At 31.6% G+C, this 15592-nt stretch carries 19 protein-coding genes; 15 read left to right on the plus strand and 4 right to left on the minus strand.

The features are described 5' to 3' along the window. The first annotated feature begins 83 nt into the window (after positions 1–83). From dhaL to NK213_RS05525, 3 genes are all read left to right on the plus strand, one after another. Positions 84–716: a dihydroxyacetone kinase subunit DhaL gene (gene dhaL / locus NK213_RS05515; RefSeq protein ID WP_253347580.1), complete on the plus strand. Its 633-nt coding sequence runs from the start codon at positions 84–86 to the stop codon at positions 714–716. A 25-nt stretch (positions 717–741) separates the two neighbouring features. Next, the gene (locus tag NK213_RS05520; RefSeq protein WP_253347582.1) at positions 742–1836 is read left to right on the plus strand and encodes a glycerol dehydrogenase; all 1095 of its coding nucleotides are present in this window, start codon (positions 742–744) and stop codon (positions 1834–1836) included. Between the two features lie 163 nt (positions 1837–1999). Beyond that, entirely contained in the window at positions 2000–3172 is a 1173-nt protein-coding gene (locus NK213_RS05525) for an ROK family transcriptional regulator (protein WP_253347584.1), read from the plus strand. 219 nt (positions 3173–3391) lie between these two features. Here the strand turns inward: NK213_RS05525 and NK213_RS05530 are convergent, their stop codons facing one another. After that, positions 3392–4279, minus strand: a complete 888-nt coding sequence (locus tag NK213_RS05530; RefSeq protein ID WP_253347586.1) for a DUF5996 family protein — start codon at positions 4277–4279, stop codon at positions 3392–3394. Positions 4280–4646: 367 nt separating this feature from the next. On the opposite strand from NK213_RS05530, the gene NK213_RS05535 reads away from it, so the two are divergent. The 3 genes from NK213_RS05535 (at position 4647) to dmpI (ending at position 7368) form a co-directional block, all read left to right on the plus strand. Next, the gene (locus NK213_RS05535) at positions 4647–6242 is read left to right on the plus strand and encodes a glycine betaine ABC transporter substrate-binding protein (protein ID WP_253347589.1); all 1596 of its coding nucleotides are present in this window, start codon (positions 4647–4649) and stop codon (positions 6240–6242) included. Beyond that, positions 6239–7024 carry an ABC transporter ATP-binding protein gene (locus NK213_RS05540; RefSeq protein ID WP_253347591.1) on the plus strand — a complete coding sequence of 262 codons (786 nt, stop codon included), beginning with the start codon at positions 6239–6241 and terminating at the stop codon, positions 7022–7024. Before NK213_RS05535 ends, NK213_RS05540 begins: the two co-directional genes overlap by 4 nt. Positions 7025–7170: 146 nt before the next feature. Continuing rightward, the gene (gene dmpI / locus NK213_RS05545) at positions 7171–7368 is read left to right on the plus strand and encodes a 4-oxalocrotonate tautomerase DmpI (protein WP_253347599.1); all 198 of its coding nucleotides are present in this window, start codon (positions 7171–7173) and stop codon (positions 7366–7368) included. Positions 7369–7753: 385 nt separating this feature from the next. Here the strand turns inward: dmpI and NK213_RS05550 are convergent, their stop codons facing one another. The 3 genes from NK213_RS05550 to NK213_RS05560 all read right to left on the minus strand — a co-directional run bounded on the left by NK213_RS05550 (position 7754) and on the right by NK213_RS05560 (position 9739). Next, positions 7754–8113 (minus strand): hypothetical protein, encoded by a 360-nt coding sequence (locus NK213_RS05550; protein WP_253347608.1) that lies wholly within the window; start codon positions 8111–8113, stop codon positions 7754–7756. A gap of 65 nt (positions 8114–8178) precedes the next feature. Beyond that, positions 8179–8724, minus strand: a complete 546-nt coding sequence (locus NK213_RS05555; protein WP_253347616.1) for a hypothetical protein — start codon at positions 8722–8724, stop codon at positions 8179–8181. Between the two features lie 73 nt (positions 8725–8797). Further along, complete coding sequence (locus tag NK213_RS05560; RefSeq protein WP_253347618.1) at positions 8798–9739, minus strand: D-2-hydroxyacid dehydrogenase; 942 nt, start codon at positions 9737–9739, stop codon at positions 8798–8800. Between the two features lie 383 nt (positions 9740–10122). On the opposite strand from NK213_RS05560, the gene NK213_RS05565 reads away from it, so the two are divergent. The 9 genes from NK213_RS05565 to NK213_RS05605 all read left to right on the plus strand — a co-directional run bounded on the left by NK213_RS05565 (position 10123) and on the right by NK213_RS05605 (position 15525). Next, a complete protein-coding gene (locus tag NK213_RS05565) occupies positions 10123–11223 on the plus strand; it encodes a hypothetical protein (protein WP_253347620.1) in 1101 nt (366 codons plus the stop codon). Between the two features lie 83 nt (positions 11224–11306). Then, complete coding sequence (locus NK213_RS05570) at positions 11307–12050, plus strand: winged helix-turn-helix transcriptional regulator (protein ID WP_253347622.1); 744 nt, start codon at positions 11307–11309, stop codon at positions 12048–12050. Positions 12051–12068: 18 nt separating this feature from the next. After that, positions 12069–12620 (plus strand): cysteine hydrolase family protein, encoded by a 552-nt coding sequence (locus tag NK213_RS05575; protein WP_253347625.1) that lies wholly within the window; start codon positions 12069–12071, stop codon positions 12618–12620. 157 nt (positions 12621–12777) lie between these two features. Then, entirely contained in the window at positions 12778–12951 is a 174-nt protein-coding gene (locus NK213_RS05580) for a 4Fe-4S binding protein (protein WP_253347627.1), read from the plus strand. A 154-nt stretch (positions 12952–13105) separates the two neighbouring features. Continuing rightward, positions 13106–13435, plus strand: a complete 330-nt coding sequence (locus NK213_RS05585) for a type II toxin-antitoxin system RelB/DinJ family antitoxin (RefSeq protein WP_253347629.1) — start codon at positions 13106–13108, stop codon at positions 13433–13435. After that, positions 13428–13694, plus strand: a complete 267-nt coding sequence (locus NK213_RS05590) for a Txe/YoeB family addiction module toxin (protein WP_253347631.1) — start codon at positions 13428–13430, stop codon at positions 13692–13694. The genes NK213_RS05585 and NK213_RS05590 overlap by 8 nt, the downstream gene beginning before the upstream one ends. A gap of 246 nt (positions 13695–13940) precedes the next feature. After that, positions 13941–14585, plus strand: coding sequence for a tetratricopeptide repeat protein (locus NK213_RS05595; protein ID WP_253347633.1), 645 nt, complete (start codon positions 13941–13943; stop codon positions 14583–14585). Positions 14586–14822: 237 nt separating this feature from the next. After that, entirely contained in the window at positions 14823–15197 is a 375-nt protein-coding gene (locus NK213_RS05600; RefSeq protein ID WP_253347635.1) for a hypothetical protein, read from the plus strand. Between the two features lies 1 nt (position 15198). After that, entirely contained in the window at positions 15199–15525 is a 327-nt protein-coding gene (locus NK213_RS05605; protein WP_253347637.1) for a hypothetical protein, read from the plus strand. Positions 15526–15592: the final 67 nt, after the last annotated feature.

Genomic DNA, 15592 nt, shown 5'->3' on the forward strand with positions numbered 1-15592 from the left:
TACAGAAAATTTAAATTTTATATTTTAGAATTTTGACAGGATGTTTGGCCAGAAATTGAAATTCTAAAGACAGGAGTTTTAAAATGGATAATCTGACAGGAAAGTTTCTGAAACTTTTGGATAAGGCTGCTGATGAGATAATAAATAATGAAGAGCTTCTTACAGATCTGGACAGAAAAATAGGGGACAGCGATCACGGCATAAATATGAAAAGAGGTTTTGGCGAAATAAAAAAAGCATTGCCTGAGTATGAAAAACTAGAAGTTTCAGAGGTATTAACAAAGTGTGCAATGATATTAATTACTAAAGTAGGCGGGGCTTCAGGGCCTTTGTACGGAACAGCTTTCATGAGGGCAGGGACGGCTTTGAAAGGAAAGAATGATAAAGAGATATTAAATAATGAAATATTGTGTAATGCATTAAGTGAAGCAGTGAAAGGAATAAAAGAAAGAGGAAAGGCAGAACCCGGGGACAAAACAATGATTGATGTTCTTACGCCTGTTCTCGAAGAGCTTTCAGCGGCACAGGAAACAGAAAGTAAAAAAGAAATTCTGGGGAGAATGCTTGAAAAAGCCTATGAAGGTTTGGAATATACAAAAACAATTCAGGCTAAGAAAGGAAGAGCCAGTTATCTCGGGGAAAGAAGCATAGGGACAGAAGATCCGGGGGCATATTCCAGTTATCTTATATTAAAAGCGATAAGTGAAAATATATAAAAAAATTCTGAGAGGTGAAAATAATATGGAAAAAATAATTATATCTCCTTCAAAATATGTGCAAGGAGCGGGAGTTTTGAAAAAACTGCCTGAATATTTAAACAGAATGGGAGATAATGTACTTGTAATATGTGATGATTTTGTGATGAATCTGGTAAAAGATGATATTAATGAAGCGTATAAAAACGAAGAGTCAAAAGCAGAATTTGAAAAGTTTAACGGAGAGTGTTCGAGAGAAGAGATAAACAGAATGATAGAAATAATAAAAGAAAGAAATATAAACTGTATAACAGGTGTAGGCGGCGGAAAGACACTGGATACAGCTAAGGCAGCGGCATTTTATACGAAGATTCCTGTAGCTGTGGTGCCGACAATAGCTTCTACAGATGCTCCGTGCAGCGCGTTATCTGTAATTTATACTCCGGAGGGTGTTTTTAGCGAGTATCTTATGATTCCAAAAAATCCGGATATAGTGATTATGGATACAAAGATAATAGCTTCAGCCCCTGTAAGACTTCTTCTTTCAGGAATGGGAGATGCACTGGCTACATATTTTGAAGCAAGAGCATGTCAAAAAGCAGAGGCAGTATCTATGGCAGGAGGAACTTCTACAAAGGCGGCACTTGCTTTGGCGGAATTATGTTATAAAACACTCCTTGAAGACGGGTACAGTGCAAAAATAGCAGCTGAAAATAAGGTAGTGACAAAGGCACTGGAGAATATAATAGAAGCAAATACATATTTAAGCGGAATAGGATTCGAAAGCAGCGGTCTTGCCGCGGCTCATGCCATACATAACGGACTTACTGTAATAGAAGAGCTTCATCATTTATATCATGGTGAAAAAGTAGTATTTGGAACATTAACACAACTCGTACTTGAAAATGCACCTCAGGAAGAGTTGAATACAGTTCTGGCTTTCTGCAAAAAAGTCGGACTGCCTGTATGCTTGAAGGATATGGGATTAGAAGTAATAAATTATGAAAAAATGTACGAAGCAGCCAAAGCAGCTTGTGCAGACGGGGAAACTATCCATAATATGCCGTTTAAAGTGACGCCGTCTGATGTTTATGCAGCTATGCTTACAGCTGATAAAATAGGTGAAGAGTTCGGGAGATAAATTATTTGATAATTAAATTTAAGGAGTGTATCGCGGCAAGAGTATGCACTTCTTAATTTATTTTTTAGTCTGATAAATAGAGACCAACAGTAATTCAAGTTGAAATAAAGGGCTAAAATTGCTATAATTATAAGAAATTCATAATAGAGATGGTGGATATAATTTGGCTAAGTATAGTGGGATAAATATGAATATGGCACGTATTCAGAATATAGAGACTATATTAAATTTAATAAGGGAAAGCGGGTCTATCTCCAAAAAGGAAATAGCTTCAAAACTAAATTTGACACGGGCAGCTGTTACTATTATATGTAATGATCTGATAGATATGAGATATCTGGAGCCTGTAGGCGAAAAAAAATCGAATAAAGCAGGAAGAAATGAAATTCTGCTTGATTTGAATTACGATTTTAAGCATATTTTTGGAATTAAGCTGGAAAGAGAAGAGATAAGTATAACTTTAAGTAATTTGAAACCAGATCTGATTGTTTTGGAAAATTATAGTATGAAAAAATTTGAAAATGAAATAATTCTTATTGAATTTCTTATAGAGAGACTAATTGCTATATTAAAAGAAAATAATATGACTGTAAAAGACATAGTAGGTTTAGGGCTTTCAGTAGTGGGGAAAGTAGATTTTGATCATTCCAGAAGTCTTGATACATACGGAGTTTTTGCAGATAAGGAGATAAACTGGAAAGAGCTCATAGAAAACCGGATAGATATAAACGTAGTGGTGGATAATAATGTTAATTGTCTTTCACTAGCAGAAATATATATAAGAAACAAGAGAAATAACTTTTTATTCCTGAAATACGGACCGAAACTAGGTGGGTCAATTATTTTTGATAGAGAGTCTTTTTCACAAAAAAGCAATGATATGGCAGAAATAGGGCATTTTCTGATAAAGCACGGGGGACAGTATATTTATATTGAAGATCTGATATCCTACGAAAGAATAGTAAATGCCATAATAGAGAATACATCAGGTTTTCAGGTTTTTCATAAAAAGTATAAAGATACTCCGAAAGGTAAAATACTGAAAAACTTTCTTGCAGTATGTACAGATAAAACTACTAATGAATTTAAATATTTAAAATATATTGTAGAAATGCTGGCTCTGGTAATATATAATTCATCCAATCTGGTGAATTTTGACAAAATAATTTTATACGGAGAAATATTTGAAAAAGGACTAATAATTGATATAATAAATGATTTTTTGAGGCAGCATGATAAATACGATATAGTAGTGGAAAAGAGTATACTGCCTGTTGATTTTTCACTGGGGCCTAATTATTTGATATTAAATGAGATGATATTTAAAAAATATTAGACCTGAAAAATAATATTTTAAGATATAGATAAATAATACAATAAAAATAAATTTCGAGAAAAAGCTGTTTTGCAGACAGTTTTTTTCTTTAGAAGCGAATTTGAAAACAGCGGCAGATGAGCAGGGCGGATATTGAAAAATTTATAAAAAAACTGTATCAGCCGAAATGAAATATATTTGAAACTTCCAGTGATACAGTTTTTATTTATTTTTATGTTTTTATTTGATTTCTTTAGTATGCCAGTCAAGGTTAGGCCACTTTTCATTATGACATATGATTCTGAAAGAAGATTCAAGAAACTTTTGTATTTCTTCAGACGGGTTCCCCATTTCAAAAACAGGTTTCAGCGGAAGAAAAAATTCAGACTTTTCTTTTGAAAAATATCCGCTTCCTTCTGGTTTTGCATTTTCATATTCAGAAGTCTTTACAGGGTAAATCAGTATGTAGAGATACGGGAAGCCGTCAATGGTATCATCAAAGGCATATCCGAATTCTATCATTTGTTCATCGAATCCTATTCTTGCTATAATGTCCGAAGAATCATAGGGGGCAGGAATACCAGAGAATATAGTGGTACCAAGGTCAAAAGTTCCCCAGTAAAATCTCGGCATCACTTTTTTTGAGCGAAATGGTGAGATAAAAATATTTAGTTCATGATAGGCATACAAAATCATTTCAAATGCATTTTTTGCAGATTCATGATCGTATATTATCTCATTTATGTTATCTTCAAAACGTGTCTTCATGTTCATTTCCTGAGGGATAGTGTTAATGGTAATGTCCAGACCGAGAAAATTCAGCAGTTCCAAAAATTCTCCATATATGCCGGAAACAGAAGTCCTGTCTTTTAATACAAAGAATTTCGAATTTCCGCGGTTATCAAAGATACTTACCTCAGATTTATAAAAATCCAGAAGGATTTCAAAATTAATACCATTCTTATAAAGAAGCCCCGTTCTAAAGCCTGACGGATATACCTCCAAAGGAACATTCGCCCACTCGGGCTGTACAGGAGTGGCTGCCAGTTTTACTTTTCCCATCATCTGGGCAAGGTGATGAAGTGTATCATAAGTGTCTTTCCAGACAGATCTGTTGATAATTTTCATATGACCTCCTATAGATTACTTTATTTGTACCTTTATTATATTAAAAAAATATAAAATAAATAACTTATTTTATTATTAAAAATAAATAATATGTGAGTAAAATATGAAGTAAGTATTATATGACCAGATAAAAATAAGCAGATACTTAAATAAATTAATGATTTTGTTTATACAAATATATTTTTTGATTAACATATGCTTATTGAAATAATTAATCAAAATTTAGGTTAATGAATGGTATAAAATAAAAAATATTTATTATATAAAAAGTGATTTTTGATTTATAAAAAAGTTAAAAGATAAACTTGACAAAATTTGTACGGTAAACTATAATTAATACAAAACTTTAAAGAAAGAGGGGTTGGAAATGGGAGAACTTCGGGAATATATAGGAAGTATTTTTAAAGAAATCACAGGAAACGGACCCTATTATATAAATTTACTTTTACAGCATCTGAAAATATCGGTATTTTCTATAGTTATAGCAGTAATTCTGGGAATAGCAATCGGAGTATATATTTTTTACAACCAAAAAATCCGAAGTCTGGTATTGGGAATAACAAACGGGATTTACACAATACCGTCAATTGCAGTATTGGGGCTGCTTATTCCGCTTGTGGGGATAGGTTTCTGGAACGCTTCTGTTACACTTATAATATATGGTCTGCTGCCAGTTATAAGAAATACGTATACTGGTCTGGAAAATACAGATAAAAAGATAATAGAAGTATCCGAAGGGATGGGAGCCACTGAATTCCAAACCTTCAAAAATATACGCCTTCCACTTGCACTGCCTATTATTATTTCCGGTGTGAGAACAGTAGTTATTATGACTATTTCACTTGCAGGGATAGCTTCATTTATCGGAGCCGGCGGTCTGGGACAGGCGATATACAGAGGGATCAACACTAATAATTCAGTTTTGATAGTAATAGGAAGTTTACTCATAGCAATTCTGGCAATTATTTTGGACTATCTTTTGAATATAATGGAGAAAAAGGCATTCAGGAAAGTAAACGGTTATCATGAACCAAAGGCAAAGCAGGTAAAAAAGACAGCTCTGATACTGGGGGCGACACTGGCTGCAATACTGGTCTTTACAGTATTTGCGAAAAATTTTGTGTCGAAACCGGGAGCCGGTAAGGGAAAAACAATAACAATAGCCACAAAACCAAGTGCAGAACAGCTTATACTGGGTGAAATGGCGAGTATACTCATAGAAGAAAATACAAAAATACATGTAGAGAAGAAATTCAGCATAGGCGGAGGAACATCAAATATACATCCTGCAATGGTAAAGGGAGATGTGGACATGTATCCTGAATATACAGGTACTTCATGGCTGTTTGTACTCAAACATGAAAAGGCCCTCCCGAAAGATGAAATGTATGCACAGCTGAAAAAAGAATATGAAGAAAAATTCAGCTTTGAATGGCTCGGACTTCTGGGCTTCAATAATACATTCACTCTTTCAATGAAAAGAACAGAAGCAGAAAAAAATAATATAAAAACTTTTTCTGATTTGGCAAAAGTCAGTAAACAGTATAGATTCGGGGCAGAATTTGATTTCTTTGAAAGAGAAGACGGATATCCCGGTCTGAAAAAGGAATACGGCTTTGATTTTAAGAAACTTGTTGAATTAGATATAAATCTGAAATATAAGGCTATGGAAGGAAAAGAAGTAGATGTGATAAATTCTTTTTCCACAGACAGTTTGATAAAAAAATACGATCTTATTACATTACAGGATGATAAAAATTATTTTCCTTCATATAACGCTGGATTTGTAATAAGAAAAGAAACACTTGATAAATATCCGGAAATAAAACCGCTGATAGAAAAATTAAACGGGCTGATAGATGACGAGACTATGACAAATCTGAATTATCAGGTAGAGGTAGAGAATAAAAATCCTCAGGACGTGGCGAGAAAATTTTTGGAAGAAAAGGGGCTGATAAAATGACAGTAATAGAATTTGAGAATGTCAGCAAGTCATATGAAAAAGACAAGCCTGTAATAAAGAATCTTAATCTTAAAGTAAAAGACGGAGAGTTTATAACTATTCTCGGGACAAGCGGAAATGGTAAGACAACTCTTTTGAAAATGATAAACTGTCTTGAGGGGAAAACATCAGGGACTTTGAAGGTTTTGGATAAAGAAGTGGAAACATGGGACAAATCAGAGCTGCGAAGAAGAATAGGTTATGTGGTGCAGAGTATAGGACTTTTTCCCCATCTGAATACAGAAGAGAATATTAGTTATGTACTTACACTTCAAAATAAATCATCTGAGGAGAAAAGAAAAAAAGCAGAAGAGCTTCTTGAGCTCCTGAATCTGCCTCATGATTATCTGGAAAAATATCCTCGTGAGTTAAGCGGGGGTGAACAGCAAAGAGTGGGAATTGCAAGAGCTCTTGCGTCCAGTCCGGAAATAATGCTTATGGATGAACCATTCGGAGCATTGGATGAGATAAACAGAAGAAAATTACAGGAGCAGGTAAAAAAACTGCAAAAAGAATTAGGACTTACGATTATGCTGGTTACGCATGATATTGAAGAGGCTTTTGCGCTGGGAAGCAGAATTATTGTTATGCATAACGGGAAGATAGAGCAGATAGGGACAAAGGAAGAGTATTATCAGAATGAAAATACAGAATTTGTAAAGGAGTTTCTGAGTGAAAAACTAAAATCCGTATATATCAAAGATAATAATATAAGCCTGAATGAACTGAAAAATATAAGATAAAATAAATTATATAAAATGAGTGCAGAATTTGATAAGACACTCATTTTATTTTGTAAAAATAAGGGGATTCTTTTGGATTAGTCTGGAAAAATGAAGAATATATGTTATAATTATAAAAAATAATAAAAAAACGGAGGTAAGATGAGATGCCTTTAATAACAATTGAAAGCGGGAAATTATCTGATGAACAAAAGTCTGAATTAATCAGCAGAGTTACTGAAACAGCAGCAGAAATAATGAATGTTCCCAAGGAATTCTTCTTTATCAGTATCAAAGAGCTTCCTGACGAAAATATAGGTATAGGCGGGAAAACAATAAAAAAAATAAAAAGTGAATATAAATAAAATACTTAATGAGTTTGGCAATGATTATTCGCAGATATATTCAGTGGATTACCGGCAAATGCAACAGCACTTTTACTGGCTGAAAACTATTGGAAATGAAGGTATTGTTGTGGAGTAGAAATATTTTGTGCAGAATAACAGATAAAATTATTTATAAAAACAGCAGGAAATATAGTGAAGTATTTCCTGCTTTATAGAATATTTATTCAAATAAAAGACAAAGTTTAAATTAACGGAGAACTAAGAAGTAAATATTATAATTATCACATACCAATAAAAATAATAATTTTTCTTCATAAAACTCCTTTTAAAAGACCTGGAAACGGGTCTTTTTTACTTTACATAATATAATTAGTAAAATGGTTCTGTGTAGGAATGATTTTAACTATATTCCGTAGTGTATTATACTTTTGTTTTCTTTGATTGCTTTGGAAATAAGAAGCATAAGATTACATACCCCTGATGATTTTTTGGTAAGTTTTCTTTTTAGAAAAATATTTTGAAAATATGACAGCGAGGTAACAGGAATGATTGTAATACCAGTATAATTAAGTCCGAAATGTTTTGTTTTTGAATTTTCGGAACCTGTAATCATAAGGTGAAAATCTTTCAAAAGTTTTAATATAATTTCATCTTCGACATTTATTATAAGATCATTTGGGGACTTATCATACCAGTATTTTTGCATAATGAGTTCACATTCTTTTTCAGTTCTGTCTAATAGCATAAAGCTATGCATTAACATAAAATTACTCCTTTTTATTTAAGTATCATAGATAAAATTATAGTTTTCATTTACATGGTCTGATATTACCCATACATTTTCTCATGACAAAACTTAGCCCAATCCTCATCTTTACTATCGAAATATTCTGTTGCGATATCAATATTTCTTTTATCCAAAATATTGGTAAGAAGATTTCTCCCGTGATCAAACTCTATATAAACATTTGCCCATTCTCCGACCTTAGTTCTGTCACCCCACCAGTAAGGGTAAATAACTAAAAAATTATTAACTGTATCAGGCTTAGTAAACTCATTTATTCCTCTTAAAATAGAAACTACACGCAGCATTGGATCAAAATTGCCGTAAAAAAATAAATTGCTCAGAACTAATATTTCATTTTCTTCATCATATTCATAATGCATCCATTCGAGATTATCTCTGACTCTGCCATTTAGGCACAGTGTCCAGTTATCCACAAAATCATCGGGATCTCCGTACATTTTCTTTTCTTCTTTCAGCCACGATCTCCAGTCGCTAAAATCATGGAAATTCTTAACAGGACTTTCAAGAAAATCATTCCAGCTGTTTTTTGTAATATTAACTCTTAATAATAATGATGGTTCTTCCATATTTTTCCTTTCTGAATGTAAATATTAAAATTATTTTATTATGATAACATAAATTTCAAATTTAGTAAAAAAATCAGACGATTATATTAAACATTTTTTTATTGCTAATGAAATTCTGAAAATTATCAGAAAAAACTCTGAGTGCTTTTGCTATATATGTATCAGAATTACCACATATATGAGGTGTAATAATAAGATTTTCCAGTTTCCAGAGAGGAGAATCTTCCGGAAGCGGTTCTGATTCAAAAACATCACACACAGCTCCGGCAATAATATTATCTTTTAATACTTCATAAAGAGTTTCGTTACTTATAATGTTTCCTCTGCCCATATTTATAAAATAGGCATTTTTTTTCATTAATCTCATTTTTTCAGAAGTAAGGAGATACTTTGTCTCTGCTGTGCTGGGAAGAAGGTTAATCAGAAAATCGCTGTTTTTTATAACAGAATCCACTTCCTTAAGAGTATAAACTTTTTCTATAAAGTTATCTCTGTTTATCCCGGAAGTATTTATACCAATAACTTTCATTCCCATAAAAGCAGCTTTTTCAGCAGTTTCTTTTCCAATAGACCCTAACCCGAGAATACCTACAGTTTTTCCTGATATCTGGCTTTGCGTTATTTCAGGATTCCATATATTAGCATGTTGGTTTCTTATAAAAAAATTCATATTTCTTACAAGCATAACCATAGACATTATGGCATATTCCGACATTTGAGTTTTATGTATTCCTGTGGAATTAGTAAAAAGTATATTATTTTTTTTGAATAATTCTAGGTCATAATTATCAACCCCGGCACTCAAAGCATTTACCCATTTCAGTTTTTTTGCCGTATCTGCCATTTCCTGAGTAAATACTCCGGTAAGAAAAATATCTGTATCAGGAAGTTCCTGAAATAAGGTGTTCCGGGAATTCACCACAACGAATTTCTGACCTTTGAATTCATTATCTATTATATTTTGTGCTTCTTCGGTTATTGGAAATTTTTTACTATGAAACAATAATATTTTCATGCGTTTACCTCCAAAATGTTTTATACTTTATTTATACTATTATTTTTAATTGAAATCAAATTATTTAAGCAACAAATATAATTGTATATAAAAATAAAAAACAACGAACAATATTGTGCGAACAAATGAAGTGCTAAGATAAAAAAAAGTTCAGGCTAAGTGATATGAGATATACTTAATACATAACAAAGAAATAATAATTTTTTCTTCATAAAACTCCTTTAAAAGACTTGGAAACAGGTCTTTTTGTTATTATAGGCATAAAATTATTTTATCATTTATATATATTTTTTTGTAGAAAGTAAAGATAAATTATATTTATTTAGGGATTTAAATTAGAAATTTTATGGTATAATTTTATAAATGAATTTGAGAGGTGAAAAATGAAGAGTCTTAAGAAGAAAGCAGAAGATTTTTGGAAACTTTTTTCTGAAAAAGAAAATGAAATAAGAACTTTAATGGATGAAAATAAAATAATGGAAAGATTTTCGGATATAGACAGCATGTTTGAAATAGATATGCCGTTTATGATGGGAAAGTCATCTGAGGGAAAATATGAACTTATCTTTAATCCTGCAGGGCTAAAGAGCAGATATTTTATAGCTGATTATTTTAAAAGAAAAATGCCTGTAGAATTAAAGAAAAAATGGGTTTTTTATGATATGAAACCAGTAATGGGAATAAAAAATATGCGTCTTTTAATAAATGACGAAAATTTTTATGAGGAAGATTTCAGCATTCTGATAAATAATGTAGATGCAGAAAGAAAGAGAGCAGATATCACAGCTTTATGCCCAAAGTTTTTTAATCAGAAAAAAGTTTTTGAGGAAAACGAAATGTATAATGTCATTTACAATATTATGGATGCACTTTTGGGCGAAGGAATAGTAGAATCTTACCTTGGGATAATAAAAATAGAAGATATGAAGACAAAACCGCAGGAAGCCCTTACATTGCGTGAATTCAGCACAAAAATGAATGAAATAATGGAAGAGAATTCATGGGCCAAAAATCCAAAAATACTAGACAGATATAATACATACAGATGTGATATAGAAAACATAGAAGATCTGAGAGCTGTAAGAAATGACATAGTCGTAGGTTTCAGTTCAAATATGGAAGTTGTGGAAGAATATACAGGCGAAAGCAATGAATATGAGTATATGAGCGGGCAGGGATGTATTTACGGTATGCTTTTTTATAATAACAGCGAGGTACCAAATGAGGAAAAAATTCCTCTGCGGGATAAATTTGAAAATATACTTGCAGAGACTCCGGAATATGGTGATGTATTTGAAATATTCGGGGCAGCTACAGGTCTTTATAAATCATATATTGATATAATTATTTATGATTATGAGCTGTTTGGAATAATGCTCGAGCGGCTCGAAACAGGGAGAGAATTTCCGGGACTTTCTTATAAGGATTTCAGAGTCAGTTCTGAAATAAGAAAAATAATAAATACAAGTGAAATGATATCATAATTATACTTACAAAAAAGTGGGTTATTGCTCTTTTTATACTAATATAATAAAATACAAATATCAAGACAGCAGGCAGGTGAAATATGAAAGTCAGGGAAGAATTTACATGCCCTATAGAATTGGCAACAGATCTAATATCTGCCAAATGGAAAACAATAATTCTGTGGGAATTAAGCAGCGGAACAAAAAGGCTGAAAGATTTGAGGAAAATAAAAAATATAAATGAAAAAATGCTGATACAGCATTTGAATGAGCTTATCGAAGCCGGTATTATCTCTAAGGAAGACTATAATACCTATCCTTTGAGGACTGATTATAATCTTACTGAACTGGGAGAAAAACTGCTTCCTACCCTGAAAGCCCTGCAGGAATTTGGGAAAGAGTATATAAAACACGGAGGTATTGATGTGGAAGAAGAATTAAAGCTGAAAGCTCTGGAATTGGTAAAAAAGAGCAGTGTATCATTTATAGGCTCGGTAAGCAGCGAAGGATTCCCCGACATAAAAGCAATGCTTGCACCGCGTGAAGTAAACGGTTTAAAGGAAATATTTCTTTCAACAAACACTTCTTCGATGAGAGTAGAGCAGTTTAGGGAAAATTCAAAAGCCAGCCTTTACTTTTATAATGAAAAATTATTTATAGGGGTTCTTCTTGAGGGTAATATGGAAGTAATGACGGATAGCGATACTAAAAAGCGTATATGGCGGGACGGAGATACTCTTTATTACACAAAAGGCGTGAATGATGAAGATTATTGTGTCTTGCGTTTTACTGCAAAATCCGGGCGGTTTTATGAAAATTTTTCATCTGTTAGTTTTGAAATTTGAGGATACAAGGAGAAGATTATGAAAGAAGCACTTATAATAATTGATGTACAGAATGATTATTTTCAAGCCGGAAAGATGGAACTGAGAAATCCGTCAGAAGCATTGGGAAATATAAAAAAGTTACTTGCAGAATTTCGGAATGAAAAGAAGGAAATAATCTTTATAAAGCATATTTCAGTCAGGGAAGAAGCAGGATTTTTTTTGAAAGATACCGTTGGAGCAGAGATACACAATGAGATATTTCCGTCTGATTCAGAAAAAATAGTTATAAAAAATTATCCGAATAGTTTTTTTAATACTGAACTGGATCAGTATTTAAAGGAAAAAGGCGTGGAAAGTCTTATTATCACAGGAATGATGACTCATATGTGCGTGGATTCCACGACTAGAGCTGCTAAAGACCTTGGTTATAAATGTACAGTAATAAAAGATACCTGTGCCACAAGGGATTTTATCTTTGAAGAAAAGCTTGTTGCTGCAGAAGAAATTCAAAAGTCATTTATGACTGCTCTGGGATATTATTATGCTGATATTTTAAGCTGTGAAGAGTATTTGGAAAAAAGAGTATAAAACAGACGAAAATTAGTTTTACAGTCAAACTAAAATATCCTCTAAGCATTATAAATTAAGACATTCAAACGAATATTTTTCATTGACATAATATACAAAAAATGATACTTTAATGTTGTGATATAAATAAATTCAAATATATTTAGGAGGAAACAGTATGGCTTATTCAATAGACAAAGATACTTGTATAGCTTGCGGAGCATGTGAAGGAGTATGTCCAGTAGAAGCAATAGCAGAAGCAGACGGAAAATATGCAATTGACGGAGGAACTTGTATTGATTGCGGTGCATGCGAAGGAGTATGTCCGGTAGAAGCAATATCAGGTGAGTAATAAATAAATAAAGATTTCAGAATCAGCTGGAATCTTTTTTTTGTTCAAAATAATTTTATTAGTTTATACAAGAAAAAAACATTGCATTGTCATTACATTGTATTGACAAAGAAATGATATTGTAGTATGATATGTATTGTGAAAGGAGTGATTAATGATGAGTACAGGTAAAGCAGCTAATAAAGGTAAAAAAAATGAAAATAAAACAACATCAAAAGATGGAACTTTACAAATACGTATAGATAAAAATTTAAAAAATAGAACACAAAAAACTTTAAATTCAATGGGTTTAGATTTTACAACAGCAATAGTACTTTTTTTTAATAAAGTAAATAATGAACAGGCTATACCATTTACTATAACTGCTGATGGATTTCACAGCAGCCTGAATAAAGAATTTTTATTAAAATCAATTGATCAGGCTAAAGCTGGTAGAGTAGTTGAAAAAACATTAGAAGAACTCGAGGCTTTAGAAGATGAGTAAACTATTTTTTACAGAAGATGCTTGGGATGAATACATTAATTGGCAAACTCAAGATAAAAAAACTTTAAAGCGTATAAATTTGCTTTTGAAAGATATTAAAAGAGACCCAAAAAATGGGATTGGCAAACCTGAAAAGCTGAAAGAAGACTTAACAGATTATTGGAGTAGAAGAATAGATGAAAAAAATAGACTTGTTTATCGATTTGATGATGAAGTAATTGAAATTATTCAATGTAAAACTCATTATGGTGATAAGTAATAGATGAAAATTATATAATGCTATATTAAAATATATTTTTAATATAGCTATTTTTTTATTTTATATAATTTTTAGAAAGTTATAACATGGACTTAGTGGTAAATTGGAAAAAATAAAATAAACACATCTGAATAATATTTAATAAAAACAACATCTAAACATTCTTTTCATACTATAATACATAATATGAAATGATTTTCTTAATAGTAAATTTATGTTATAATAAACAAAAAAAGGAGGAAAAGAATGAAAAAATTATTATTATCTTGTATATTTTTAGCTGGAATCTGCGCATTTTCGGATTCTCCGGAACTACAGCAGGGGATATCTTATGATAAAGCTAATGATTTGAAAAATGCAGAAAAGTATTATAAGATGGCATATGATAAAGGAGATACAGAAGCGGCTTTTTATTTGGCAAGTCTTTATTATGAACAGAAAAAAGGTGATTTAACAGAAAAGTATCTTAAAATAGCAAGTGACAGTGGAGACGGAAAAGCTTCATATGCTTTGGGAACTCTTTATGACGAGCAGAAAAAATATGATCTTACGGAGAAATATTATTTACTGGCAAGTCAGCGTGGTTTTGAGGAGGCCGATTACGGTCTGGCTACTCTTTATCTCGATAAGAAGGAAAACCTGAAAGCTGCGAAAGAGTACTCGGAAAAAGTAGCTAAAAGAGGGGATATAAGAGGAACGAACTTTCTGGGAATCGTATACAGCAAGCAGGGAGACAGCAGAAATGCGGAAAAATATTGGAAAAAAGCAGCTGACGCTGGAGATGAAGGCGGAATGTACAATCTTGCAGATTATTATTATAAGATCAATAATACAAAATTAGGTGATAAATATATGGAAATGCTTGAGAAAAAATTGGGGATTGCAAAATAATAAATATTTGAAAAATAAAATATACAGGAGCAGATAAGTAAAAAAAACTGCTCTTTTTTATATTCCGTTTTTGACTGAAGTTTGTTGACTAAAAGAAACTTATTCTGTATTGACAAAGGTTTTTATATAGGTTAACATTAAGTATAAAATTATATTTCTAAAATCCAGCCCCCGATTAAAAAATATGATGTTGAATAAATCAAGAACAGAGGATAGTAAAAAATTTAAGGGGTTTATATGCAAAGACTGAATAAAAAATTTCAAAATAATCTTGAAACAGCAAATTGGGCAGAGTCAAAGGGATACTATGATGTAGCAGTAAGCAGACGTTATTATGCAATACTGCAGAAAATGTTATATATAATAAGACGGAATGGATATAATGAGTCTTTTGAAGGTGAAAACAGCCATAAAAAAATAAAAAATTATTTTTCACAGAACATAAAATTAAATAAAAACCAAAAATGGTACATAGGACATATTTGGAATATAAAAAAAGCAAGAAATAAATCAGATTACAGTGAGAATGAGATCACCAGAGAGGATTTTGAAATAGAAATAAAAGAAATTTCTGATAAGATTCTTAATATTTTAGAGGGAGCGGGTGTTTAAAATGAAAAAAATAGTTACAAAGTTTTTGGAAATCATAAAAAAAGAGTTTCCGGAACTGCTTATTGAGGGAAGGGTTTCCGGAGAAGAAACAGAATTATTTTACTACGGAGAAAGAGGTCTGTTAAAAGATGAAAATTTTCAACACAAAATGGGAGATTATATTGAAGATATTTTTGAGAAAAATAGTTTTTATAATTTTTATTTTAGAAGTGTTAGTAAGCGAAAGTTTTATTCTTTACTTTCAGAAATCAAAGAAAAAAAATTAAAAAAGAATTCGTCTCAGACATTTGAAAAAGAAAAAATCACAGCAGTTCTGTCGAGCCTGTGATAAAAAGTCTGTAAATAAAAAAATCTTTTTATGATAAACTAAAAACAGGAGGACTTTATTATGAAAA

It is taken from the genome of Sebaldella sp. S0638 (assembly GCF_024158605.1).
Classification (GTDB): domain Bacteria; phylum Fusobacteriota; class Fusobacteriia; order Fusobacteriales; family Leptotrichiaceae; genus Sebaldella.